This is a genomic window from Achromobacter insuavis (assembly GCF_902859645.1).
GTDB lineage: Bacteria > Pseudomonadota > Gammaproteobacteria > Burkholderiales > Burkholderiaceae_B > Achromobacter > Achromobacter insuavis.
Genome location: NZ_CADIJR010000021.1, coordinates 22,873 through 47,337, shown reverse-complemented (window position 1 = coordinate 47,337; position 24,465 = coordinate 22,873). Strand labels below are relative to the sequence as shown.

The 24,465-nt window shown below is 68.2% G+C and carries 27 protein-coding genes; 8 read left to right on the top strand and 19 right to left on the bottom strand.

Features of this window, described 5'->3' with window-relative positions:
• Position 1: 1 nt before the first annotated feature.
• From H0523_RS13340 to H0523_RS13310, 7 genes are all read right to left on the bottom strand, one after another.
• Positions 2 to 904, bottom strand: a complete 903-nt coding sequence (locus H0523_RS13340) for a branched-chain amino acid ABC transporter permease (protein ID WP_054432714.1) — start codon at positions 902 to 904, stop codon at positions 2 to 4.
• A gap of 112 nt (positions 905 to 1,016) precedes the next feature.
• Positions 1,017 to 2,222 carry an ABC transporter substrate-binding protein gene (locus H0523_RS13335; protein ID WP_054432713.1) on the bottom strand — a complete coding sequence of 402 codons (1,206 nt, stop codon included), beginning with the start codon at positions 2,220 to 2,222 and terminating at the stop codon, positions 1,017 to 1,019.
• Positions 2,223 to 2,309: 87 nt separating this feature from the next.
• Complete coding sequence (locus H0523_RS13330) at positions 2,310 to 3,029, bottom strand: ABC transporter ATP-binding protein (protein WP_054432712.1); 720 nt, start codon at positions 3,027 to 3,029, stop codon at positions 2,310 to 2,312.
• Positions 3,022 to 3,777 carry an ABC transporter ATP-binding protein gene (locus tag H0523_RS13325; RefSeq protein WP_054432847.1) on the bottom strand — a complete coding sequence of 252 codons (756 nt, stop codon included), beginning with the start codon at positions 3,775 to 3,777 and terminating at the stop codon, positions 3,022 to 3,024. The genes H0523_RS13330 and H0523_RS13325 overlap by 8 nt, the downstream gene beginning before the upstream one ends.
• Before the next feature lie 76 nt (positions 3,778 to 3,853).
• The gene (locus H0523_RS13320; RefSeq protein ID WP_054432711.1) at positions 3,854 to 4,765 is read right to left on the bottom strand and encodes a dihydrodipicolinate synthase family protein; all 912 of its coding nucleotides are present in this window, start codon (positions 4,763 to 4,765) and stop codon (positions 3,854 to 3,856) included.
• A gap of 177 nt (positions 4,766 to 4,942) precedes the next feature.
• A complete protein-coding gene (locus H0523_RS13315) occupies positions 4,943 to 5,830 on the bottom strand; it encodes an alpha/beta hydrolase (RefSeq protein WP_054432710.1) in 888 nt (295 codons plus the stop codon).
• Between the two features lie 71 nt (positions 5,831 to 5,901).
• Positions 5,902 to 6,789, bottom strand: coding sequence for a LysR family transcriptional regulator (locus tag H0523_RS13310; RefSeq protein WP_054432709.1), 888 nt, complete (start codon positions 6,787 to 6,789; stop codon positions 5,902 to 5,904).
• A 96-nt stretch (positions 6,790 to 6,885) separates the two neighbouring features.
• Between H0523_RS13310 and H0523_RS13305 the strand changes: the two genes are divergently transcribed.
• Both H0523_RS13305 and H0523_RS13300 read left to right on the top strand, forming a co-directional pair.
• Positions 6,886 to 7,290, top strand: a complete 405-nt coding sequence (locus tag H0523_RS13305; RefSeq protein ID WP_054432708.1) for a CidA/LrgA family protein — start codon at positions 6,886 to 6,888, stop codon at positions 7,288 to 7,290.
• A complete protein-coding gene (locus H0523_RS13300; RefSeq protein WP_054432707.1) occupies positions 7,280 to 7,972 on the top strand; it encodes an LrgB family protein in 693 nt (230 codons plus the stop codon). The genes H0523_RS13305 and H0523_RS13300 overlap by 11 nt, the downstream gene beginning before the upstream one ends.
• A 10-nt stretch (positions 7,973 to 7,982) precedes the next feature.
• Here the strand turns inward: H0523_RS13300 and H0523_RS13295 are convergent, their stop codons facing one another.
• A complete protein-coding gene (locus H0523_RS13295) occupies positions 7,983 to 8,627 on the bottom strand; it encodes a LysE family translocator (protein WP_054432706.1) in 645 nt (214 codons plus the stop codon).
• Complete coding sequence (locus H0523_RS13290) at positions 8,624 to 9,541, bottom strand: DMT family transporter (RefSeq protein WP_054432705.1); 918 nt, start codon at positions 9,539 to 9,541, stop codon at positions 8,624 to 8,626. The genes H0523_RS13295 and H0523_RS13290 overlap by 4 nt, the downstream gene beginning before the upstream one ends.
• 136 nt (positions 9,542 to 9,677) lie before the next feature.
• Here H0523_RS13290 and H0523_RS13285 point away from each other — a divergent pair, with 136 nt between their 5' ends.
• From H0523_RS13285 to fusA, 4 genes are all read left to right on the top strand, one after another.
• Complete coding sequence (locus tag H0523_RS13285) at positions 9,678 to 11,111, top strand: aminotransferase-like domain-containing protein (RefSeq protein WP_054432704.1); 1,434 nt, start codon at positions 9,678 to 9,680, stop codon at positions 11,109 to 11,111.
• A 46-nt stretch (positions 11,112 to 11,157) separates the two neighbouring features.
• Complete coding sequence (locus H0523_RS13280; protein ID WP_025137488.1) at positions 11,158 to 11,502, top strand: protein tyrosine phosphatase family protein; 345 nt, start codon at positions 11,158 to 11,160, stop codon at positions 11,500 to 11,502.
• 87 nt (positions 11,503 to 11,589) lie between these two features.
• The gene (locus H0523_RS13275; RefSeq protein ID WP_006388728.1) at positions 11,590 to 12,054 is read left to right on the top strand and encodes a universal stress protein; all 465 of its coding nucleotides are present in this window, start codon (positions 11,590 to 11,592) and stop codon (positions 12,052 to 12,054) included.
• Between the two features lie 281 nt (positions 12,055 to 12,335).
• Positions 12,336 to 14,447, top strand: a complete 2,112-nt coding sequence (gene fusA, locus H0523_RS13270) for an elongation factor G (protein WP_054432703.1) — start codon at positions 12,336 to 12,338, stop codon at positions 14,445 to 14,447.
• 70 nt (positions 14,448 to 14,517) lie between these two features.
• Here fusA and H0523_RS13265 read toward each other — a convergent pair whose 3' ends face one another.
• A complete protein-coding gene (locus H0523_RS13265; protein WP_231689810.1) occupies positions 14,518 to 15,474 on the bottom strand; it encodes a DMT family transporter in 957 nt (318 codons plus the stop codon).
• Between the two features lie 244 nt (positions 15,475 to 15,718).
• Between H0523_RS13265 and H0523_RS13260 the strand changes: the two genes are divergently transcribed.
• Complete coding sequence (locus H0523_RS13260; protein ID WP_054416331.1) at positions 15,719 to 16,189, top strand: Lrp/AsnC family transcriptional regulator; 471 nt, start codon at positions 15,719 to 15,721, stop codon at positions 16,187 to 16,189.
• A 13-nt stretch (positions 16,190 to 16,202) separates the two neighbouring features.
• Here the strand turns inward: H0523_RS13260 and H0523_RS13255 are convergent, their stop codons facing one another.
• Entirely contained in the window at positions 16,203 to 17,012 is an 810-nt protein-coding gene (locus H0523_RS13255; protein WP_054432701.1) for an alpha/beta fold hydrolase, read from the bottom strand.
• 138 nt (positions 17,013 to 17,150) lie between these two features.
• On the opposite strand from H0523_RS13255, the gene H0523_RS13250 reads away from it, so the two are divergent.
• Positions 17,151 to 17,648: a YbaK/EbsC family protein gene (locus H0523_RS13250; RefSeq protein ID WP_054432700.1), complete on the top strand. Its 498-nt coding sequence runs from the start codon at positions 17,151 to 17,153 to the stop codon at positions 17,646 to 17,648.
• A gap of 48 nt (positions 17,649 to 17,696) precedes the next feature.
• Here the strand turns inward: H0523_RS13250 and H0523_RS13245 are convergent, their stop codons facing one another.
• The 8 genes from H0523_RS13245 to tolQ all read right to left on the bottom strand — a co-directional run bounded on the left by H0523_RS13245 (position 17,697) and on the right by tolQ (position 24,465).
• On the bottom strand, positions 17,697 to 18,491 hold the full coding sequence (locus tag H0523_RS13245) for an ABC transporter ATP-binding protein (protein ID WP_054432699.1): 795 nt from the start codon (positions 18,489 to 18,491) through the stop codon (positions 17,697 to 17,699).
• Positions 18,488 to 19,531 (bottom strand): FecCD family ABC transporter permease, encoded by a 1,044-nt coding sequence (locus H0523_RS13240; RefSeq protein WP_054432698.1) that lies wholly within the window; start codon positions 19,529 to 19,531, stop codon positions 18,488 to 18,490. The genes H0523_RS13245 and H0523_RS13240 overlap by 4 nt, the downstream gene beginning before the upstream one ends.
• The gene (gene ybgF, locus H0523_RS13235; protein ID WP_054432697.1) at positions 19,531 to 20,223 is read right to left on the bottom strand and encodes a tol-pal system protein YbgF; all 693 of its coding nucleotides are present in this window, start codon (positions 20,221 to 20,223) and stop codon (positions 19,531 to 19,533) included. Before ybgF ends, H0523_RS13240 begins: the two co-directional genes overlap by 1 nt.
• An 86-nt stretch (positions 20,224 to 20,309) precedes the next feature.
• Positions 20,310 to 20,807 (bottom strand): peptidoglycan-associated lipoprotein Pal, encoded by a 498-nt coding sequence (gene pal / locus H0523_RS13230; protein ID WP_054432696.1) that lies wholly within the window; start codon positions 20,805 to 20,807, stop codon positions 20,310 to 20,312.
• Positions 20,808 to 20,838: 31 nt separating this feature from the next.
• Positions 20,839 to 22,161, bottom strand: a complete 1,323-nt coding sequence (tolB, locus tag H0523_RS13225; protein WP_054432695.1) for a Tol-Pal system beta propeller repeat protein TolB — start codon at positions 22,159 to 22,161, stop codon at positions 20,839 to 20,841.
• Positions 22,162 to 22,177: 16 nt separating this feature from the next.
• Entirely contained in the window at positions 22,178 to 23,287 is a 1,110-nt protein-coding gene (gene tolA / locus H0523_RS13220; RefSeq protein WP_054432694.1) for a cell envelope integrity protein TolA, read from the bottom strand.
• Between the two features lie 39 nt (positions 23,288 to 23,326).
• Complete coding sequence (locus H0523_RS13215) at positions 23,327 to 23,785, bottom strand: ExbD/TolR family protein (protein ID WP_006388741.1); 459 nt, start codon at positions 23,783 to 23,785, stop codon at positions 23,327 to 23,329.
• A complete protein-coding gene (tolQ, locus tag H0523_RS13210) occupies positions 23,785 to 24,465 on the bottom strand; it encodes a protein TolQ (RefSeq protein WP_054432693.1) in 681 nt (226 codons plus the stop codon). The genes H0523_RS13215 and tolQ overlap by 1 nt, the downstream gene beginning before the upstream one ends.

Below are 24,465 nucleotides of genomic sequence, written 5' to 3'. Positions count from 1 at the left end.
CTTATTTCTCCTTGCCGAACAGGCCCGCGGGGCGCGTCAGCAGCACCACCGCCATCACGATGAACACGACCACGGTGGACGCTTCGGGGTAGAACACCTTGGCCAGGCCTTCCAGCAGGCCCAGCGCCAGGCCGGTGACGATGGCGCCCATGATCGAGCCGAGGCCGCCGATCACCACCACCGCGAACACGATATTGAGCAGGTTGGAGCCCATCAGCGGATTGATCTGCATGACGGGCGCGGCCAGCACGCCCGCCACGCCGGCCAGCGCCACGCCGAAGCCATAGGTCAGCGTGATCATCACCGGCACGTTGACGCCAAAGGCCTGCAGCAGCCGGGCGTTCTCGGTGCCGGCCCGCAGCAGCGCGCCCAGGCGGGTGCGCTCGAACAGGTACCAGGTCAGCAGGCACAGCAGCAGCGACGCCACCACCACGAAGGCGCGGTACGCCGGCAGGAACATGAAACCCAGGTCGAAGCCGCCCTGCAGGATCTCGGGCGGCTCGTAGCCCACCCCGGAAATGCCGTAGAAGTAGCGGAACCCGCCTTCCATCATCAGTGCGATGCCGAAGGTCAGCAGCAGGCCGTACAGGTGGTCCAGGTGATAGAGCCGCTTGAGCAGCGTCTTTTCGATGACCACGCCGACCGCGCCGACGAGCAGCGGCGCCAGCACCAGCGCCGCCCAGAAATTGATCTGCGCGCCCGGGCCCAGCAGCTGCGGTAGCTGGGTGAAGCCGATCCACGCCAGGAACGCCGCCATCATGAACTGGGCGCCGTGGGTGAAATTGACGATGTTGAGCAGGCCGAAGATGATGGCCAGCCCCATGCTGAGAATGGCGTAGAAGCAGCCGTTGATCAGCCCCACCAGCAGTTGGGCGAGCAGGGCGGGAAGCGAGATGTCGAACATAGTGGGCGGCGGTCGGACACGGGACGCGTCGGTTTGCGGGAGGCGCGCGTTGCCGCGCGCCGCGGGCGGAACGAACCGGCGCCGGGCGCAAGCCGCCCGGCGCTGGCGGGCGTCAGGACTTGTTCAGCGGGCAGGCGGCCTGCGGCTTGGGGAAGACTTCGTCGCCCTTGAGCACGGCCTTGACGTGGTAGTAGTCCCACGGCGCCTTGGACTCGGCCGGCGCCTTCACCTGCAACAGCAGCATGTCGTGCACCAGCGCGCCGTCCGCGCGCAGCTTGCCGTTGCGGATCACGGCGTCGTTGATGGTCATCTCGCGCAGCTTGGCCATGACCGCCGGCGCCTCGTCGGTGCCGGCCGCCTCGATCGCCTTCAGGTACGACAGCGTGGCCGAATAGACCCCGGCCTGCGAAGCCGTCGGCATTTTCTTGGCCTTCTCGAAGAACTTCTTGGCCCACGCGCGCGAGGCGTCGTCGTAGTCCCAGTAGAAGGCCTCGGTCAGGTACATGCCCTGCGCCTTGGCCAGGCCCATGCTGTGCACGTCCGAGATGTAGGTCAGCAGCGGCGCCACGATCTGCTTCTTGGTGATGCCGAACTCATTGGCCTGCTTGACCGCGTTGACGGTGTCGTTGCCGGCGTTGGCCAGGGCGATCACGTCGGCCTTGGAAGCTTGCGCCTTCAGCAGGAACGACGAGAAATCGTTGCCCGGGAAGGGGTGGCGCGACACGCCGACGACGCTGCCGCCGTTCTCCTGGATGACTTCGGTCGCGTCCTTCTCCAGCGAGTGGCCGAAGGTGTAGTCGGCGGTGATGAAGTACCAGGTCTTCTTGCCTTCCTTGACCAGCGCGCGCGCCGTGCCGGCCGCCAGCGCGTAGGTGTTGGTGGTCCACTGCGCATTCAGCGGCGAGCATTTCTCGCCCAGGATCGCGGTCGACAGGCCCGCGGACGGCATGGTCACGCGGTTCTTCTGGCGCGCGATCTCCATCACGGCCAGCGCGGTCGACGCGGTGGGGAAGTCGGTGATCATGTCGACCTTGCCCTGGTCGAACCATTCGCGCGCCAGGTTGGCGGCGACGTCGGGCTTGTTCTGGTGGTCGGCGGCCACCACTTCGACCGGCTTGCCCAGCACCTTGTTGCCCATTTCCTCGGCCGCCATGCGCGCCGCGATCACCGAGCCGTTGCCGGCCAGGTCGGAATAGACGCCGGACAGGTCGGTCAGCACGCCGACCTTGACGATGCCGTCGCTGATGCCGGCCTCGGCGTGGGCGACGCCCGCCAGGCCGATGGCGCACAGCGCCGCTGCGATTCGATTCAATTTCATCTGACTACGCTCCGTATGGGAATGGGGGGACTGCGGTCGGAAGCACCACGGGAAACTGCAACGACGGGGAACTGCGCGCGACGGCCCTCAGATGCCGAGCAGGGCGTTGAGCCGGTCCTGCGACCGCTCGACTTCGGCCCGCTCGATCACGGCGGCCACCTGGCCATGCTCAATGACGTAATGGCGGTCGGCCAGGTGCCGGGCGAAGCGGAAGTTCTGCTCGACCAGCACGGTGGTGTAGCCGCGCTCCTGCAATTGCCGGATCACCCGGCCCAGCGCCTGCACGATGACGGGCGCCAGGCCTTCGGTGATTTCATCGAGCAGCAGCAGGCGGGCGCCGGTGCGCAGGATGCGCGCCATCGCCAGCATCTGCTGCTCGCCGCCCGACAGCCGGGTGCCGGGGCTGTGGGCGCGTTCCTTCAGGTTGGGGAACATCGTGTAGATCTCTTCCACCGACATGCCGTCCGGCCCCACCGAGGGCAGCAGCATGAGGTTCTCCTCGGCGGTCAGCGAGGCGTAGATGCCGCGCTCTTCGGGGCAATAGCCGATGCCCCGGCGCGCGATCTTGTGCGGCGGCAGGCCGATGGTTTCCTGGCCTTGCACCTTGATGGAGCCGCTGCGCCGGCCCACCAGGCCCAGCGCCGACTTCAGGGTCGAACTGCGGCCGGCGCCATTGCGGCCCAGCAGCGTGATGCACTCGCCCGCCTTCACGTCCAGGTCGATGCCGTGCAGGATGTGCGATTCGCCATACCAGGCGTGCAGATCGCGGATCTCCAGCATGGACCGCGCCGGGGTCTTGTCATTCATCTTCCGCTCCCATGTACGCTTCGCGTACCGCGGGGTTCGCGGCTACCTCGGCGTACGGACCCTCGGCCAGGATCTCGCCGCGTTGCAGGACGGTGATGGTGTCGCAGATGTCGGCCACCACCTTCATGTTGTGTTCCACCATCAGGATGCTGCGGCCGGCCGAGACCTGCTTGATCAGGTGCTTGACGCGGTCCACGTCCTCGTGGCCCATGCCTTGGGTCGGTTCATCCAGCAACAGCAGTTCGGGTTCCAGCGCCAGCGTGGTGGCGATCTCCAGCGTGCGCTTGCGGCCGTAGGGTAGGTCGCCGGCGGCCACGTCCAGCTGCGCGCGCAGGCCGACCTGGTCGAGCAGCTCCTCGACCCGCGCATGCAGCCGCTCCAGCGAGCGCTCCGAACGCCAGAAGCAATAGTCCACCCCCAGCTTGCGCTGCAAGGCCACGCGCACGTTCTCGCGGACCGACAATTGCGGGAACACCGCCGAGATCTGGAACGAGCGCACGATGCCGCGCCGCGCCGTCTGCGCCGGCCGTTCGCCGGTGATGTCGACGCCGTCGTAGACGATCGCGCCGCGGGTCGGGATGTGGAACTTGGTGAGCAGGTTGAAGACCGTGGTCTTGCCGGCCCCGTTGGGTCCGATCAGGGCATGGATCGCGCCGCGCCTGACGCTCAGGTTGACGTCGTTGACCGCCACGAAGCCGCGGAATTCCTTGGTGAGGCCCCGGGTCTGAAGGATGATGTCGCTGTGCATGGTGTCCGAGAGGCTGGCGCAAGGACGGCGCGCCACGGCCATGCGGGCGCGCCGGTCCTGCTTCGGGCTGGGTCGCTTACTTCGACTGGTATTGCCGCGGCCGCTTGGCCAGCGCCGCTTCGATGATGCCGGCGCAGCGCTCGCGCTCGGCGCCCGCCAGCGGCAGGCGCGGACGGCGCACGTGCTCGTTGCCGACGCCGGCCAGGGTCTCGGCCAGCTTGATGTTCTGCACCAGCTTGGTCGACACATCCAGGTGCAGCAGCGGCGTGAACCACTGGTACAGCGCCAGCGCTTCCTGCCACTTGCCGGCCTTCATCAGGTCGTACAGGGCCACGGTCTCGCGCGGGAACGCGGTCACCAGGCCGGCCAGCAAGCCGTCGGCGCCCAGCGCCAGGGCTTCGAACGACAGGTCGTCGACGCCGATGAACAGCTGGAAGCGGTCGCCCAGTTTGTTGCGCAGGTCGGTCACGCGGCGAATGTCGTCGCTGCTTTCCTTGATCGCCACCAGCCACGGGCAATCGGCCAGTTCGGCCATGTGCTCGGGCTTGAGGTCGACGCGGTAGGCGACCGGGTTGTTGTAGATCATGCAGGGCTTGGCGGCGGCCTCGGCTAGGGTGCGGATGCTCTGCATCGCCTCGCGCGCATCGGCCACGTAGATCAGCGAGGGCATCAGCATGAAGCCGTCCACGCCCAGCTCCACCGCCGCCTGGATGAAGCGCAGCGCCTCGCGGGTGCTGGTCTCCGACACGTTGGCCAGCACCGGGATGCGGCCGCCGCTGACTTCCACGGCGCAACGCGTCACCGCCAGCTTTTCCTCCAGCGTCAGGGTGCTGGCTTCGCCGAGCGAACCGCAGGTGACGAGGCCATGCACGCCGTTGTCGATCAGGAAGCCGAAATGCTTGCGCATCGCTTCGAAGTCGAGGGTTTCGTCGGCATGGAACTTACTGGTTACGGCAGGAAAGACGCCCTGCCAACGCACGTTACTCAACTTGATTCTCCTCGGATGGCCGGCGCCGCGAAGGAAGCGCGGCGGGTGGGAGAAAGTCTAATATCCGTTAAATATATTTATAAGATATTTTGATATGGGAGTTTCCCGAGAGCGGGTTTTCCCCCGGGGAAAGACGTAATGGGTTGAATAAGGCGATGACGACGCGGGCCTGCCGCGTCAGCCGGCCTTGCGGCGATACGCGCGGCTGGCGTCCTGGATGAAGGCCTTGACGGCGGCGTCGTACTGTTCGCCGCTGCGGAACGCGCCCGAATGGGTCGCGCCCTCGATCTTGACCAGCCGCTTCAGGTCGGGCGCCACGCTGCGCGCGGCGGCGTAGAGTTCGTCGCTCATGGTGTGCGGCACCACGCGGTCGGCGGTGCCGTGCATGAACAGCATCGGCGTGTGCATGGCGGCCACCTTGTCGACCGAGTCGAACGGCTGCGTCACCAGCAGGCTGGCGCCGGGCACGCGGCCCCACTTCATGGTGGCCAGCATGGCGCTGATGCTGGTGAAGCTGGATTCCACGATCAGGCCGGCGAAGTCGGGCTGGCCCGGCCGCGCGGCCAGGTCGATGGCGATGGCGCCGCCCAGGCTGTGGCCATAGACGAAGCGGCGCGCCGGATCCGGTTGCAGGCGGGCCAGTTCCTTCAGGCCGGCCATGGCGTCTTCGAGCGCGCTGGATTCGGACGGCAGGCGCGGCGTCGAGGCGCCGAAGCCGCGGTAGTCGATGGCCAGGATCGAATAGCCCTTGCGGGTCCAGCCGTCGATGCGGAAGGCGCTGCCATTGAGGTTCCAGCGCGCGCCGTGCAGATACAGCACGGTGGGCGCGTTGGCTTGCGGGCTTTGCCAGTACCAGGCGCGCACCTTGTCGCCGTTGGCCAGCGCCAGATCGTAGACCTGGGTGCCCTGGGCCGGTTCGCGCCACCAGGTCTGCGGCTCGGACTGGGGCGAGAAGATGGTCTGGCGCTGCCAGGAGTCGAGCTGCGAGCAGCCGACCACGCTGGCGGCGGCGAGCACGGCGGCGCCGATCAGGCGGCGCAGGGTGGGGCGGGGCAGGGCGGGCATGGAGGATATGACCCGCGCCGACGGGCACGGTTCCGGCGCCAGCATACAACGGCGGGTGTAGGCGGCTCGCGTCAAGCGGTATCCGGATGCATCTCGCGCGCCAGCGCCAGCCAGGCCTGGGCGGCGTGCGACAGATAGCCGCCGCGGCGCCACACCAGGCCCATCTCCCAGTCCGTGCCGGAATCGCGCAGCGGCACCCGCGCCACGCCTGCGTGCCGTTCCTCGTTGGCCTTCAGGCGCGGCAGGAAGGCCACGCCCATGCCTGCCATGACCAGCGCCACGATGAAGTCGATCTGGCCGCTGCGGGCGGCGATCGCCGGGGCGAAGCCGGCCCGCTGGCAGGCGTCCAGGATGACGCGATTGAGCGCGAAGCCGCGCTCGAACAGGATGAAGGGCGCGTCGCGCAGTTGCTGCAGGCCGATGGTGGCGTCCCGCGCGCCGGCATGGTCGGCGGGCAGCAGCGCGATCAGCGGCTCGCGCGCCACCGGCTGCCAGTCGAGTTCGCCGGATTCCGGACGCAGCGAGGCGGCCAGCTCGATCTCGCCGGCCATCACCATTTCCTCCAGGCGGTGGCCGCCATGTTCGAGCAGGCTGATCTCGATCTGCGGATAGCGGCTGCGAAAGCGCGCGAACATCGGCGCGAACAGCGCATTGCTGCCCAGCGGCGGCAGGCCCAGCCGCAACACGCCGCGCTTCAGGCCGCGCAGCTCGTCCAGCTCGGCGTACAGATCGTCGCGTTCGGCCAACATCTTGACCGCGCGCCGGTAAACGATTTCGCCGGCCTCGGTCAGCCGCGGCGGCTGCGCCTGGCGGTCGAGCAGGGGCATGCCGATTTCGTCCTCCAGCTGGCGTACGGCCTTGCTGACCGTGGGCTGGGTGGCGAATACGGCTTTGGCCGCCTGGGAAAAACCGCCCTGGCGGACCACCTCCACCAATGCGCGCAAGGGCCGCAGATCCATGGTTATGCCTGATTGGAATGGGTTGGATTCGACAAATTCATTTTATCTATGACGCGGGCAGGCGTAAAACGGTTCCATCCGCTGGAATCCCTCCCCATGTCTCGCCCTCGCTATCCCGTCCTCCTGCGCAGCCTGCTGCGCCGCAGCCGTTTGCTGCAGATCGTCCTTATCACCCTGTTCTCCCTGTTGGGCCAGATGCTGGCCAACGCGGCCGGCCTGCCAGTGCCGGGCGGTGTCATCGGCATGGCGCTGGTGCTGGCGCTGCTGGCCTCGGGCCTGCTGCGGGTGCGCAACGTGCATCGCGGCGCCAGCTGGCTGCTGGGCGAAATGCTGCTGTTCTTCGTGCCCGCGGTGATGTCGCTGCTGGACCATCGCGAATTCCTGGGCGTGCTGGGCGCCAAGCTGCTGGTCGTGATCCTGCTGGGCACCGCGCTGGTCATGGCCGGCACGGCGCTGACGATCGACCTTTGCTACCGCTGGATGAACCGCCATGCGGGCTGAATTCAATCTGCTGTTCTGGCCGCTGGCCACCGTGCTGGCCTATGTCTGCGCGCGCCTGTTCTACCGCCGCTATGCGTACTGGTGGACGTCCACGCTGGTGGTGGCGCCGGCCCTGCTGCTGATGCTGGCGCTGCTGCTGCACACCGGCTACCGCGACTACATGTCCGGCTCGCACTGGCTGATGATGATGCTGGGGCCGGTGATCGTCGCGTTTGCGCTGCCGTTGTACGAGCAGCGCGCGCTGATCCGCCGCTACTGGCCGGTGCTGGCGGCGGGCGTGGTGGTCGGCAGCGCCATCGCCGGTCTCAGCGCCTGGTCGCTAGGCAGCCTGCTGGACCTGCCGCCGGATCTGCGGCTGAGCCTGTTGCCGCGCTCGGTGGCCACGCCGTTCGCGGTGGCGGTGTCGTCGCACGTCGGCGGCGCGCCGGACCTGACCGCGGTGTTCGTCATCGTCACCGGGGTGTTCGGCGCGGCCATCGGCCAGTGCATGCGCCGCTGGCTGCCGCTGCGCTCGGCCCTGGCGCGCGGCGCCCTGTTCGGCATGGGCGCGCATGGCGCCGGCACCGCCAAGGCCCGCGAGCTGGCGGCCGAAGAGGGCGCGGTGGCCGGGCTGGTGATGGTGATGGCGGGGCTGTTCAACGTGCTGGTCACGCCCGCCGTGGTGGTCGCGCTGCTGGCCTGATCCGGCCGCGTCAGTGCAAGGCCTCCAGCGCCACCGGATACAGCGAGGCCACCAGCAGCAGGGCCATGCTGATGTTGAAGGCGCGGATCGCCCAGGGCTTGTGCAGCACGCGCCGCAGGGCGGTGCCGAACGTGACCCAGATGCCGATGCTGGGCAGGTTGACGATGCCGCACACCACCGTGGCGATGACCAGGTTGGCGAAGAAGCCGGCTTGCGGCGTGTAGGTGGCGATCACGCCGACCGCCATCACCCAGGCCTTGGGGTTGACCCACTGGAACGCGGCCGCCTGCAGGAAGGTCATCGGCTTGCCGCTGACGGCGCCATCCTCCATGCCGCCCGAGTTGGCGATCTTCCAGGCCAGGTACAGCAGGTAGGCGGCGCCCACGTACTTGAGCACGGTGTACAGCTGCGGCACCTGCTGGAACACCGATCCCAGCCCCACGCCCACCAGGAAGATCATCAGCGTGAAGCCGAGGTTCACGCCCAGCAGGTGTGGCATGCTGCGGCGGAAGCCGAAGTTCAGGCCGGACGCGGCCAGCATGACGTTGTTCGGCCCGGGCGTGATCGAACTGACCAGGGCGAACAGCGCCAGGGGACCCAGCAAGGACAGGGAAGCGAGCGGCACATCGGCCAGGCTGGCGGGGAACAACGTCATTTCTTGACTCCAATGATCGCGCGGCGTCCGCCGGCGATGACCACGATGACGGCGGCGGCGAACAGGTAGGTGCCCGGGTCCACCGCTTCGTCGAAAAACAGGGCTGCGGCCAGCACCGTCAGGAACGGCTGCAGCAATTGAATCTGCCCGACCCGGGCGATGCCGCCCGCGGCCAGGCCGCGATACCAGGCGAAAAATCCCAGGAACATCGAACCGAACGCCAGGTAGGCGCAGGCCGCGACCACGTCCGCGCGCGGCCAGCCGGGCTGTTGCGCGGCCATCCAGCCCACCGGCGCGGCCAGCACCGGCGCGCTGATCACCAGCGCCCAGCAGATGGTGCGCCAGCCGCCCAGGGTGCGCGCGGCGCGGGCGCCCTCGGCATAACCCAGACCGCCCAGCAGCACCGCCAGCAGCAGCCAGAAATCGCCGATCGACAGCGCGCCGTGGCCCTCGCGCAAGGCGAACGCCGCCACCAGCAAGGCGCCCACCGCGGCCCAGGCCCAGAAAGCGGGCGAGGGCCGTTCACCGCTGCGCCAGGCCGCGAACACGGCGGTCGACAGGGGCAGCAGGCCGTTGAACACCGCGCCGTGCGACGACGCCACGGTCTGCATCGCCAGCGACGAGGCCAGCGGCCAGCCGACCACGATGCCCAGCGCGGCCAGGATCACGCCCGGCCATTCGGCGCGCGCGGGCCGGCGGCTGCGGGTCAGCCACAGCAGCGCCAGGGCCGGCACCGCGGCCAGCAGGGCGCGTCCCAGGCCCACCAGCAGCGGCGGCAGTTCGGTCACCGCCACGCGCGTCATCGGCAGCGTCAGCGAAAACACCAGCACCCCCAGGAAGCCGTAGCCGTAGCCTTCCCAGGGCGACGCGGCGGGGGCGGCCTGGAGGGCGGGATACGGCACGGAGCGGTTCATGGCGGGGCGTCGAAAAATGGGGGCGGTCCGCGGGGCTTGCGGGCTGATGCCATTGCTGTCACTCTACGCATAGTTATCGGTACAGTACCGGTACACTTATACATGTCACTTCAACCACTGGCCTGGTGAAATCCCCATGACAGTTGCTTCGCCTTCCATGCCCTGGCAGCCCGTGCGCCAGGCCGACGCCACGCTGGTGGCGCAATTGGCCGACGGCCTGGCCCGGCGCATCGACGAACAGGGGCTGCGCCCCGGCACCCGGCTGCCGTCCATCCGCAAGATGGCCGAACAGTCCGGCGTCAGCCGCTTCACGGTGGTGGAAGCCTACGACCGGCTGGTGGCGCGCGGCCTGGTGCAGTCGCGGCGCGGCGCCGGCTTTTTCGTGCGCGCCCGCAGCGGGCCACTGGCCCCGGTCGCCGTGCCGGCGTCGACGCAGAATTTCACGCCGCCGGCGCGGGTCGATATCGCCTGGCTGCTGCGCAGTATGTTCCGCGAGGGGGGCGGCCCCGGCATGCCGGGCGGCGCCGGCCTGCTGCCGGCCGACTGGCTCGATCCTGAAATGGTGGCGGGCGCGGTGCGCGCCGTGGGCCGCTCGGTGCGCGGCCATCTCGTGTCCTATGGCCATCCGCAGGGGTTTTCGCCGCTGCGCCAGCAGATCGCCGCCTCGCTGCAGAGCGACGGCGTGCCGGCCCATCCCGAGCGCAACCTGCTCACCACCAACGGCGTCACCCACGCGCTGGACCTGATCGCCCGCCTGCTGGTGCAGCCGGGCGATACCGTGCTGGTCGAGGATCCGGCCTGGTTCGTCATCTTCGGCCGCCTGGCCGCCTTCGGCGCCCGGCTGATCGGCGTGCCGCGCGGCCCCGACGGCCCCGACACCGCCTTGCTCGAGCAACTGGCGGCGCAGCACAAGCCGAAACTGTTCATCATCAACAGCGCGGTCCACAACCCCACCGGCCACACCCTGTCGGCCGGCGCCGCCTACGACATCCTGCGCATCGCCGAGCGCCACGACTTCATGGTGGTGGAAGACGACACCTACGGCGAGCTGCATCCGGGCGGCGCCATGAAGCTGGCGGTGCTGGACCGGCTCAACCGCGTCATCCTGGTCAGCGGCTATTCCAAGATGCTGGCGGCCAGCCTGCGCGTCGGCTACCTGGCCGCCAATCCTGACATCCTGCAGAAACTGGCCGACCTGAAAATGCTGGCCGGGCTGACCTCGCCCGAGCTGGGCGAGCGGGTGGTGCACCGGGTGCTGATGGAAGGGCAGTACCGGCGCCATATCGAGCGCGTGCGGCTGCGGGTGGACGAGGCCCGCCAGCGCTGCCTGAAGGGCCTGCAGAAGCTCGGCCTGACGATCCGGCACGAACCGCAGGCGGGCATGTTCGTGTGGGCCGATTGCGGGCGCGACAGCGAGGTGCTGGCCCGCGCCGCCGCCGACCAGGGCATGCTGCTGGCGCCCGGCACGCTGTTCTCGCCGTCGCAGGGGCCGTCGACCATGTTGCGGTTTTCGGTGCCGATGGTCGATGACCGCGGCGTCTGGAATCTGCTGGAAAAACTTTTCGCCTGAAACGGCTCCTACAATAATACGCAGTCACCCCCATCAAGGAATCGCCATGTCCGCACCGATCAAGCCCCTCACCGAGAACTTCGCCGTCGCCCCGCAACTGGGTCCCGACGACATGGCCGACGTGGCCGCCGCCGGCTACAAGAGCGTCATCATCAACCGTCCCGACTTCGAGGGCGGCCCCGACCAGCCGACCGCCGCCGACGTCTCCAAGGCCGCCGCCGCCGCCGGTCTGAAAATCGAATACCAGCCGGTCGTCGGCAGCGCCATGACCGCGGCCGACGTGGTCCGCTTCGCCGAACTGCTGCGCACCCTGCCGGGCCCGGTGCTGGCGTACTGCCGCACCGGCACCCGCTGCACCAATCTGTTCGCCGCCGCCCAGCAGCTGGGTTGACGCGCATCAAGGACCCCAGGTTCGCTTGATGTGAACCTGGCGGGTTTCCGGTAGCATGGAGCTTCCTCTCAAACAGGAGCAGGCAAGATGTTCAAGAAGATCCTGATTCCCACCGACGGCTCGCCGCTGTCGGCCCAAGCCGCCAACGCCGGCATTTCCTTCGCGCGCTCGGTGGGCGCTGACGTCGTCGCCCTCTACGTGACGCAGCCGTTCGCCGCCACCATCGGTTTCGACGGCATGGCCGCGGCCTACGCCATCACCGACGAAGACTACGAAAAGGCCTCGGCCGAGCAGGCCGACAAGTACCTCAAGCAGATCACCGACCGCGCCGACACCGCCGGCGTGAAGTCCGAGGCGCGCGCCGTGTCCAACTTCAACGTGGCCGACGGCATCGTCCAGGCCGCCGCCGACGCGGGTTGCGACCTGATCTTCATCGGCAGCCACGGCCGCAGCGGCCTGTCGCGCCTGCTGCTGGGCAGCGTCACCGCCAAGGTGCTGTCGCTGGCCAGCACCGCCGTGCTGGTGTACCGCGTCAAGGAAGAAAAGAAGTAATCCCGGCCCGCGCGGCCTGAGTCAGGCCGCTGTCAGGCCCGCCGGCGCCAATGCCGTGCCCAGCCCCTCCCGCCGAGGGGCTTTTTCTTGCCCGCGCCATCCCCTATGGCGCTTATGGCTAAAGCTTGTAAACCGGCTCGCGGCGCGTAATATTTACGGATAAGTGCGGGCGCGGTTTTGCAACACCCGAGCACACCTCTCAACGCGGCATGGCGCCCGCCGCGGCAGTATCCGGTCGGACCTGCCGCCCATTCCTGGTGATTACTGCAAGGAACGAGGCCATGACTCGCAAGACGCCTATCGAGCTATACCGGAACATCGGCATCAGCGCCCACATCGACGCGGGCAAGACGACGACCACCGAGCGCATCCTCTTCTATACCGGTATCACCCACAAGATCGGCGAAGTGCACAACGGCGCCGCCGTGATGGACTGGATGGAGCAGGAACAGGAACGCGGCATTACGATCACGTCCGCCGCCACCACCGCCTTCTGGAAGGGCATGGGCGGCAACTATCCCGAACACCGCATCAACATCATCGACACGCCGGGCCACGTCGACTTCACCATCGAGGTCGAACGCTCCATGCGCGTGCTGGACGGCGCCGTCATGGTCTATGACGCGGTCGGTGGCGTGCAGCCGCAATCCGAGACCGTCTGGCGCCAGGCCAACAAGTACCGCGTGCCGCGGCTGGCCTTCGTCAACAAGATGGACCGCGTCGGCGCCGACTTCCTGCGCGTGCAGCGCCAGATCACCGAGCGTCTGAAGGGCGATGCCGTGCCGGTGCAGCTGCCGGTGGGCGCCGAGGACGGCTTCGAGGGCGTGATCGACCTGGTCAAGATGAAGGCCATCATCTGGGACGATGCCAGCCAGGGCGTGCGTTTCGAGTACCGCGACATTCCGCCGGCGCTGCAGGCGCAGGCGCAGGAATGGCACGACAAGATGGTCGAGAAGGCCGCCGAGGCCAACGAGACGCTGCTGGAGAAATACCTGGGCGGCGACGCGCTGACCGAGGCCGAGATCAAGCAGGGCCTGCGCCAGCGCACGGTCGCCAACGAGATCGTGCCCATGCTGTGCGGCAGCGCCTTCAAGAACAAGGGCGTGCAGGCCATGCTGGACGCGGTCATCGACTACCTGCCGTCGCCGGTCGACGTGCCCGCCATCAAGGGCCACGACGAGCGCGACCGCGAAATCGAGCGCCATCCCACCGACAAGGAACCGTTCTCGGCGCTGGCCTTCAAGATCATGACCGACCCGTTCGTGGGCCAGCTGGTGTTCTTCCGAGTCTACTCGGGCGTGGTCAAATCCGGCGACTCGGTCTACAACCCGGTCAAGGAAAAGAAAGAACGCCTGGGTCGCATCCTGCAGATGCACGCCAATGAACGGCGCGAGATCACCGAGGTCTACGCCGGCGACATCGCCGCCGCGGTGGGCGTCAAGGACGTCACCACCGGCGACACGCTGACCGATCCCTCGCACGTCATCGTGCTGGAGCGCATGGTGTTCCCCGAGCCCGTCATCTCGCAGGCGGTCGAGCCCAAGACCAAGGCCGACCAGGAGAAGATGGGCATCGCCCTGGGCCGGCTGGCGCAGGAAGACCCCTCGTTCCGCGTGCGCACCGACGAGGAATCCGGCCAGACCATCATCTCCGGCATGGGCGAGTTGCACCTGGAAATCCTGGTCGACCGCATGAAGCGCGAGTTCGGCGTCGAGGCCACGGTGGGCAAGCCGCAGGTCGCCTACCGCGAGACCATCCGCAAGACCTGTGACGAAGTCGAAGGCAAGTTCGTCAAGCAGTCGGGCGGCCGCGGCCAGTACGGCCACGTGGTGCTCAAGCTCGAGCCGCAGGAACCGGGCAAGGGCTACGAATTCGTCGACGCCATCAAGGGCGGCGTGGTGCCGCGCGAGTTCATCCCGGCGGTGGACAAGGGCATCCGCGAATCGCTCAACGCCGGCGTGCTGGCGGGCTATCCGGTGGTCGACGTCAAGGTGACGCTGTTCTTCGGTTCGTACCACGACGTGGACTCGAACGAAAACGCCTTCAAGATGGCCGGCTCGATGGCCTTCAAGGAAGGCATGCGGCGCGCCGATCCGGTGCTGCTGGAACCGATGATGCAGGTCGAGGTGGAAACGCCCGAGGACTTCACCGGCAACGTCATGGGCGACCTGTCGTCGCGCCGCGGCATGGTGCAGGGCATGGAAGACATCGCCGGGGGCGGCGGCAAGGTGGTGCGGGCCGAGGTGCCGCTGGCCGAGATGTTCGGCTACTCCACCTCGCTGCGTTCGCTGACGCAGGGCCGCGCCACCTACACGATGGAGTTCAAGCACTACGCCGAAGCGCCGCGCCAGGTGGCGCAGGAAGTGATCGCGGCCCAGGGTTCGGGCCGCTGAATTCCGATCGGCTCGGAACAAGGGCCACCCGTGCGGGTGGCCCTTTTTTCATGTCGGCGCTACGTGTGCTTCATGCCGGCGCGGCGGCCCCGGCCGTCGTCGCCCGCATGCGCGAGGACGCCAGCTTCACGCCCAGCAGGATCATCACGAAGCCGTAGGCATGGAACAGTTGCGGCGCCTCGCCCAGCAGCGGCCAGGCCAGCAGCGCGGCATACACCGGCACCAGGAACATCGACAGGCCCGCGGTGGCGGGACCGGCGCGGCTGATCAGGCGGCCGTAGACGTAATACGCGCCCAGGCTGGGCACCACCGCCAGGAACAGCAGCACCGCCGCCAGCCGCGGATCGGTCCAGGGCGGGGTGGCGCCGGCGGCGGCCTCGATGCCCGCGAACGGCGCCAGCGCGATCGCGCCGCCCAGCATCATCGCGGCCAGCCGTGCGCCATCGGGCACCGCCGGCAGCGTCAGGCGCTTCTGCAGCACCGTATAGAAGGCCCAGCCGGTGGCCGCCAGCAGCACCCACAGGTCGCCTTGGCCGAACGCCAGCCGCGCCAGCACCGAGGCGTCGCCCCGCGTCAGCACCACCAGCACGCCGCCCAGCGCCAGCGCCAGGCCGGCGGCGCGCAGGGGCGGCAGGGGCTTGCGCCAGATCAGCGCCTCCAGCAGCGCCACCAGGATCGGACTGCACGAGAAGATCAGGGCGATGTTGGTGGCGCTGGTGCTCTGGGCGCCGATGTACTGCGGCGCCACCGCCACGCCCATGCCCAGCACCGCCAGCGGCAGCAGCGTGGGCAGGCCGCGCCACAGCGCCTGGCGATGCCGCAGCAAGGCCGGCGCGGCCAGCGGCAACAGGATCAGGAAGGCGATCAGCCAGCGGCCGAAGGCCAGGAAAACGGGGGGAAGGGCGGCGTCGTGGGCCCAGCGGGCGGCCACCATGTTGGAGGCGAAGAGCGCCGGCGCGGCCAGGAGCATGGCGGTGCCGGACAGGCCCAGGCCGGTTCTTGCGGGTACTGCTGCTGCGTGAGACATGATTTCCCGCCGCGCGGATCGGCGCGCGGCACACTGCGGTGGACTACACCGGCGTCGGCGCCGGGTTGTGCCACGGCGCGGGCGCTGGATCCGACGGGCGGGGTAATGCCCGTCTTGATGGAAAGTCTACGGCCGGGTCGGGAAAATAGGTTTCCTGATTCCCGCCAATTTGGCGGTATTGAAGGAATATATATCCTCTAGAATCGGGTTTTGCAGGGATATTCTCTTTTACGGATTTTCCGCCGTGTCCACGCCACCCAAAATCGACGAAACCGACCGCAAGATCCTGCGCGCCCTGCGCGCCGACGGCCGCCTCACCAACCTGAAGCTGGCCGAGCAGGTCGGCCTGTCGCCCACGCCCTGCTGGAACCGGGTCAAGGCGCTGGAGGACGCGGGCGTGATCGAGGGCTACGCGGCTCTGTTGAACCAGAAGGCGCTGGGCCTGCCCGACACGGTCATGATCGAGGTCACGCTCGAGCACCACGACGACGACACGCTGGCGCGCTTCGGCGAGGCGATCACGCGGCTGCCGCAAGTGGTGGAGGCGTTCCTGGTGACGGGCGAATACGACTACCTCATCAAGGTCGCCGTGGCTGGCACCGAAGGCTATGAGGAGTTCCTGCGCAAGCGGCTCTACAAGCTGCCCGGTGTGCGGCACAGCCGCTCGACTTTCGTGCTCAAGCGCCTCAAGCACACGCCGTCGGTCGAACCCTGACGGCGCGCGCGGCTCAGCCGCGCAGGAACGATTCGATGGCGCCGTTGAAGGCGCGCGGATTGCCCAGGTTCATGCCGTGCGACGAGCCGGCGATGTTCACCCGCTGCGATTGCGGCAGCCAGCTTTCCAGCGCGTCGAGCACGGCGGGGTAGGGATCGGGGCTCAACGCGCCGCCGATCAGCAGCGTCGGCAGGGTCAGCGAGGCGATCTCTTGCGGACTCAGCGAGGCCGGGGTCTCGCGGGCCTGGCCGAACAGCGTGCCGGCGTTGTCGCGCACCATTTCCTTGAACCAGGGCACCATGCGTTGCCAGGTGTCCGGTCCGGTCACCGTGTCCACGAACAGCGCCAGGCCTTCTTCCACGGCGCCGTCGCGGATCAGTTCGAGCGCCCGCTGGCGAAAGCCGCCACGGGCGTCGTCGCCGCCGGGCAGCGGCAGACCGGGGTCGGCCAGCGTCAGGCTGCGCAGGGCATCGGGGCGGGCCAGCGCCGCTTCCAGCGCCACGCGGCCGCCGCGCGAGTGGCCCACCACGTGGGCGGGCTCGCCCGCCACCTGGTCGATGAAGGCCAGCACGTCGGCGCCATGCTGCGCCACCGAGAAACCGTCGCCTTCCCCGTCCCAGGTTTCCGGCCAGTAGCGCCGCAGGCACACCGCCAGCACCCGGAACGAACGCCCCAGCGGCGCCATCTGCGATTTCCAGTAGCGACAGTCCGACAGCGAACCGTGCACCAGCACCAGGGGCGCGCCCTCACCGTATTCGGTGTAGGACATGGCGTAACCGCCGATATCGGCGGTTTGCAGGGGCAGGACGGGTTCGGAACGCATCGGGTCGGGGTCGGAAAGCCAGGCGGGCATTCTAGCCGGTTCGCCCACGCGGCAGCCATGCGCCCGCGCCCGCCGCGGGGGCATGGCCGGGCTGATAAACTCGTGACCCGATCTTTTTGTCTTGAACGGAGTCGCCAGATGTCCCTCGCCACGCCCGCCGATCTTCCCGAGTCCGCCCGGCGCGTTGCCCGCCTGCTGGCCGATCTGGGCCACGACAAGCCGGTGGTGGTGCTGCCGCAGACCGGCAAGACCTCGGCGGAAGCCGCGGCGGGGCTGGGCTGCGAGGTGGCGCAGATCGCCAAGTCGATCATCTTCCGCCGCGCCGCGGACGACGCGCCGGTGCTGGTCATCGCCAGCGGCATCAACCGCGTCGACGAGGCCAAGGTCGCCGAACAGGTCGGCGCGCTGGCCAAGGCCGACGCCAAGTTCGTGCGCGACATGACCGGCTACGCCATCGGCGGCGTCTGCCCCATCGGCCACGCGGTCAAGCCCGTGATGCTGCTCGACCAGGATCTGTTCCAGTACGACAGCCTGTGGGCGGCGGCGGGGCACCCGCACGCCGTGTTCAACCTGACGCCGCAGCAATTGGCCGCCATGACCGGCGCGCCGGTCGCCGACGTGGCGCAGCGCGCCTAGCGTCGCCCGGGCCGTCCCGCGTCTTGCCGCGCGGATGGCGCGGCGGTGTCAGTGCGGATCGGCTTCCAGGTCGTCGATCAGCACCTGCAGCCGTCCGCGCGAGCAGGCCTCGACCCGGCCGTGCACGCCGTACACGGCGGCCAGCGAGGCGGGCGTGATGACCTCGGCCGGCGCGCCCGCGGCGACCAGTCTGCCGCCATGGATCATCACCGCCCGGTCGGCGTGCTGCAGCGCCACGTTCAGGTCGTGCAGCACGATCACCGTGATCAGCCCGTGATCGGCGGTTTCCTGCTTCAGCAGCCGCATCACATGGAACTGGTAGTTCAGGTCCAGCGCCGACAGCGGCTCGTCCAGCAGCAGCACGCGCGGCCGCCGCACCAGCGCCTGCGCCAGTCCCACCAGCTGTTTCTGGCCGCCGGACAGCGCGTCCAGGTAGGACAGCGCCAGATGGCCGATGCCCAGCCGCGCCAGCAGTCGGTCGATCTCGTGCAGATCCGCCGGCGGTCCGTCGGCTTCGCTGGCGCGGGCCGCCACCAGCACTGATTCGAACACCCTCAGGTGCACGGCGGCCGGCAGGCTCTGCGGCAGGTAGACCAGGTGGCGCGCGCGCGCCGCGAAATCCATCCGCACCAGGTCCTTGCCGTCGAGCAGGGCGTGGCCGGCGCGCACCTTCACCAGGCCCGCCAGGGCCTTGAGCAATGTCGATTTGCCGCTGCCGTTGGGGCCCAGCAGGGCCGTGACCTCGCCCGCGCCCAGGGGCGGCAGCGACAGGCCGTGCAGCACGTCCTGGCCGCCATAGCCGGCGGTGAGGGCCGAGACGGCCAGCGTCGGCGCCGCGCTCATGGCATGTTCCGGCGCAGCACCACCGCCACGAAGAACGGAATGCCGATCAGCGAGGTGACGATCCCCACCGGCACGATGACGCCCGGCGCGAGGTTCTTGGACGCGACCGACGCCAGCGACAGGATGACGCCGCCCACCAGGGCGCTGCCCGGCAGGAAGAAGCGATGGTCCTCGCCCACCAGGCGGCGGGCGATATGCGGCGCGATCAGGCCGATGAAACCGATGGTGCCAACGAACGCCACCGCCAACGCCGACAGCAGGCTGACGCGCGCCAGCGCCGTCACCCGCACCCGGCGCACGTCCACGCCGAAGCTGGCCGCGCGTTCCTCGCCCAGCCGCAGGGCGGTCAGCTTCCAGGATTGGCGCATGGCCAGCGGCAGCGCCACGGCGAACGCCAGCCCCAGCGCGGCCACGGTGGTCCAGCTCGAGCGCGCCAGGCTGCCCATGGTCCAGAACACCAGGTTCTGCAAGGCCTCGGCGCTGGCGGTGAACTGCACCAGCGACACCAGCGCGTTGAAGGTGAACACCATGGCGATGCCGAACAGCACCACGCCCGAGCTGTTCATGCCGCCGCGGCGCGCCACGCCGTCCAGCAGCAGGGCCGCCAGCATGGCGAACAGGAAGGCGTTGCCGGCGATCAGCCAGCCGTCCGGCACGCCGGGCAGGCCCAGGTGCAGCACGATGGCCAGCGACGCGCCGAAGGCGGCCGCCGACGACACGCCCAGCGTGAACGGGCTGGCCAGGGGATTGTTCAGGATGGTCTGCATCTCGGCGCCCGCCAGGCCCAGCGCCATGCCGACCAGCGCGGCCATCAGGGCGTAGGGCAGCCGGATGTCCCAGACGATGACGCGCAGCGTCGGATCGGCCGACGCCGGCGCGCTCAGCGTGCGCCACAGCTCGCCCCAGCCCAGTCCCGAAGGGCCGAGCGTGAAATCGAGCAGCAGCCCAATGCAAATCGCCGCCAGCAGCAGGGCGATGAGCCCTGCGCGGCGGCGCAGGATGTGCCGATAGGCGGCGACCGCGGAGGCGGCTTCCGCCATTACTGCAGCAGTTGCAGGCGGCTCTTGGCCGTGTTGGCGGCCGGCGTGGTCGGGTAGTCGCGGACGATGCGCTGCAGCGTGGTCTTGGCGCCGGCGCGGTTGTTCATCTCGATCTGGCTGCCGGCGATGACCAGCAGGGCGTCGGGGGCGCGGGCGTTGTCGGGGGCCTTCTGCACCATGGCGTTCAGCTGCTCGATGGCGCCCTTGAAGTCCTTCAGCGCATAGCGGCTGCTGCCCAGGTAGAACTGGGCGCTGGGCGCGAGCTGGCTGGCGGGGTAGAGCGCGGTGAAGGCGGCCAGCGATTCGGACGCCTCCTTGTATTGGCCCTTGCGGAACAGGTCGATGGCGCCGTCGTAGGCGGCCTGTTCCTGCGGATCGCCGGCGGTCGCGCCCGGCGGGTTGGCGCCTCCCGCGGTGCCGCCCGGCTTGTTGGCGCTGGGCTGCTGGCGCGACACCAGTTCCAGCTGGTCGCGCAGTTGCGCGACTTCCTGTTGCAGCGCCTGGATCTGGTCGGCCAGTTGCAGCTTGGCGCGTTGGCTCTGCTCGTTCTGTTGCTGCACCTGCTGGCGCAAATCCAGGATGGCCTTGCGGGCCTCGTCATCTGAGAAAGCGTGGGCGGGCGCCGTCAGGGCTGCCAGCACCAGGCCGGTGGCCGCCATCAAGGGACGCAGGGACAGAACGTTATCGCGCATGAAAATTCCCGGGGGATAAAAACAAACGTCGGGACGGCCGGTAGACCGTCCCGACGCGTGGTGGGGCACTTAACTATACGAAAAGCTTAGCGCTGATAAACGATATCGGCGCGGCGGTTTTCCGCAAAGTCGGCTTCCGACGAGCCAGTCGCCTTCGGCTTTTCTTTACCGAAGCTGATGGTTTCGATCTGGTTGTCGCTGACGCCCAGCAGGGTCATCATGCGACGCACGGCGTCGGCACGGCGCTGGCCCAGGGCCAGGTTGTATTCGGCGCCGCCGCGTTCGTCGGTGTTGCCTTCGATCTTGATTTTCTGCTGCTGGTGCGAAGCCAGGTAACGGGCGTGGGTTTCCACCAGGCCGCGGTACTGATCGGACACCGTGTAGCTGTCGAAGTCAAAGTATACCGAGCGCTGTTGCGCCAGGATGCTTTGGGGGTTGAAGGGATCAAGGATCTGGCCGGAGGCCGATCCTTGGCCAGCGCCTCCGCCCTGACCCGCTTTATCGTCGAGAGGGACGGAGCTGCAAGCTGCCAGGGTGGCGGCCAGAGCGGCGATGGTTAGGCTTTTGGCAATGCGCGACTTCATGATAGTTCCTTTGCAAAGAGAGTCACACGTGTTATCGGGTAAATGGGCCCCAAGTCGGTTCACGTATTTCCCCGTTCAGTACCGAAAGCGTCTGCCGTACGCGGCCATCACTCGAAACGCCTGCAAGCACGCTACGTCCGTTTTGGATCGCGGCGTAGAGGACTTGCATGCCGTTCGGCGCGAAGCTTGGCGACTGATCGTCACGACCATCGGTCAACAAGTTCTCCGAGCCGGAGGACAGGTTCAACGATGCGATTCGGAACGCGCCGTCGCGTCTTGCAACGTACAGCAGCGTCGATCCATCGGGGGAAATTCGGGGTGAGATGTTGTAACCACCATTAAACGTGAGGCGGCGAGCATCGCCACCGTCCAGGCCGGTTTGATAAATTTGCGGCCCGCCGCTGCGGTCACTGGTAAAGATAATGGAACGGCCGTCCGGCGTAAAGCTCGGCTCGGTGTCAATCCCGGGAGAACGCGTAACTCGCTTCATATTCGAGCCGCCGGCCGCGCTAACGATGTAAATTTGCGACAGACCGTCACGCGTCAGGGCCACGGCCAGCTGGGTGCCGTCGGGCGACCAGCCGGGGGCGCTGTTGTTGCCCTTGAAGTTGGCGACCGGCACGCGGGCGCTGGTGGCCAGCGTGTGCACGTACACCACCGGCTTGCCGGATTCGAAGCTCACGTACGCCAGCTTGGAGCCATCGGGCGACCAGGCGGGCGAGATGATCGGCTCGCGCGAGCGCAGGGCGACCTGGGGATTCTGCCCGTCGGCGTCGGCCACTTGCAGCTCGTAGGTGGCGCCTTGCTTGAGCACGTAGGCGATGCGGGTCGAGAACACGCCGCGCACGCCGGTGATCTTTTCATAGATGCGGTCGGCGATCTGGTGGGCGACGCGGCGCAGTTCCTGCTCGGTGCCGGAGAACGCGACGCCGTCCAGCTGGCCCTTCTTGACCGTGTCGGCCAGGCGGTAGCGGACGTCGTAGCGGCCGTCGTTGCCGCGCACGATGCTGCCATAGGCGATGAAGTCGGCGCCCTTGGCGCGCCAGTCGTCATGGGCGATGGGCGAGTCGACGTTCAGGCCCGAGCCGGCGGCGCTGATGAGGCGGAACTGGCCGGTGCGGGTCAGGTCGGCGCGGATCACTTCGGCCAGGGCGCGGCCATGGGCGTCATCCACCGCGAAATCGGCGATGGCGACGGGATATTGGGTGGCGCCGGTGCCGGAAATATCGACACGCAGCTGGGCCTGGGCGGGCTTGATGGCCATCAGGCAGGCAAGCGCCAGCAGCAACAGGCCGAATCCATACGATCGCCAGAGAACGAGGGGGGAAGCTCGTCGGCTATGGGCGGGAGTCATAATCAGCAATCTCCTGTCAATCATACATTCTGTACACAACGTCAATGATGGGCTCGTAGCGGCCGGTCGAGGGCTTGGGGAAGGGGTTGCAACGGCGGATGCCGGTCTCGACCGCGCGGTCGAAGCCTGGGTTGCCGGAAGAGCTGGTCAGCGTGACGCCGTTAACCTTCCCGTCAGAACCTAACTGTACCCGGTATTGGGCGGTCGGATTGTCCGAGCCGCTGCGCGGCGGCGGCGGGTAGGCCACGCCGGGCTGCACGCAGGCGCGCACCTTGGCGCCGTAGCCGCTGTCGCGGCCGCCGCCGGCCTGGTTGCGGTCGGCGGTGCCGCCGGGGATGCCGGCAGCGCCGAGGGCGTCGTTGCGGAACGCGTCCTTCAGGGCCTTGTCGGCCGCGGCCTTCTTGGCGGCTTCTTCCTTGGCCTTCTTCTCGGCAGCGGCCTTTTCGGCGGCGGCCTTGTCAGCCGCGGCTTTCTCGGCGGCCGCCTTGTCCGCTGCCGCTTTGTCAGCGGCGGCTTTCTCCGCCGCCGCCTTCTTGGCGGCGTCTTCCTTGGCCTTCTTCTCGGCGGCAGCCTTGTCGGCCGCGGCTTTTTCCGCGGCGGCCTTGTCGGCGGCCGCCTTTTCAGCGGCCTGGCGTTCCTGCTCCAGGCGCTTCTTTTCCTTCAGCTCGGCCTGCTTGCGCTCTTCCTCCAGGCGCGCCTTTTCCTTGGCCGCCTCGGCGGCCTGGCGGGCCTGCTCTTCCTGCTCTTTCTTTTTCTTGGCTTCCTGCAGCGCGATTTCCGGATCCACTTCGTCAGGCTTGGGCTGGACTTGCGGATCCGGCTTGGGCGGCGGCGGAGGCGGCTCGGGCTTCTTCTCCGGCTCGGGTTCGGGCTGGGGTTGCGGCTTGGGCTGGGGCTTGGGCGGTTCGGGCTGGGGTTGCGGCGGGGGCGAGACGGGCGAATTGCCGTCGGCCCACAGCTGCACTTCCACCGGACCCGGGGCTTCGGTGCGCCAGTTCAGGTTGAAGATCAATACGGCCAGCAGCAGCGCGTGCACCAGCAACGCCAGGATCAGGGCGATCCGGTTGTCGTTGTTGGGCGGCGTGGCCGGGGGGCCGCTGTGGTGTCGAATGATGGGTGGCGTCATGAGCGTTGCAGGCCGGCGGCGCCGGCGGAAGGCGTCGCGTTAGCGTTTTTTCGCGGGGGCGGGCTGGTTGCCGCCGGCGGACTGGTCCACCAGCAGGCCCAGGCGGGTGATGCCATTGGTACGCAGCTCGTCCATGACCTTCACGACCGTCTCGTAGGGCACCTTGCCGTCGGCCGCGATCACCACCGGGGTTTCCGCGGTGATGCGCGAGCGCACTTGCGCCACCAGTTCGGGACGGGCGATGTCCTGCATGGTGGCGCCGGGTTCGCGCATGCGCAGCGCGATCTTGCCGTCTTCCGAAATCTGGACTTCCAGCGGCTTGACCGGAACGTCGGATGCCGCGCCCACCGAGGGCAGCTGGATCAGGCCAGGCGTGATCAGCGGCGCAGTCACCATGAAGATGACCAGCAGCACCAGCATCACGTCGATGTAGGGCACCACGTTGATGTCGGCCTTCATGCGGCGGCCGGACCTGCCGCGCGAGCTTACCGAGGGCATTAGCGCACCTGCCGTTGCAGAATGTTCAGGAATTCATCGACGAAGCTGTCGAAACGGATCGAGATGCGGTCGATGTCGTTGGTGAAGCGGTTGTAGGCGACCACCGCGGGGATGGCGGCGAACAGGCCGATGGCGGTGGCGATCAGCGCCTCGGCGATACCGGGGGCCACCGAAGCCAGCGTGGCCTGCTGCATGTTCGACAGGCCGATGAAGGCGTGCATGATGCCCCAGACCGTGCCGAGCAGGCCGATGTAGGGCGAGACCGAGCCGGCCGAGGCCAGGAAGTTCAGGTGCGATTCCAGCGAGTCCATCTCGCGCTGGTAGGCGGCGCGCATGGCGCGGCGCGGGCCGTCGAGCAGGGCGGTGGCGTCAGTGCTGGCGTTGCCGCGGCGGGCCTTCAGGAATTCGGTCATGCCGGCGTCGAAGATGCGGGCCAGGGCGCCTTGCTCGTCGCGGCGCGAGGCCACGGCCTGCTGCAGCATCGACAGGTCGCCGCCGGACCAGAAGTCATCCTCGAAGCGGCGGGTCTGGGCATGGGCGCGCTTGATGGCCAGCCGCTTGGCGAAGATGTAGGTCCAGGACATGATCGAGATGCCCAGGAGCATCAGCATGATCAGCTGAACCGGCACGCTGGCGTGCGAAATCAACGAAAGCAACGACATGTCGTTGGTGGCTTGCAT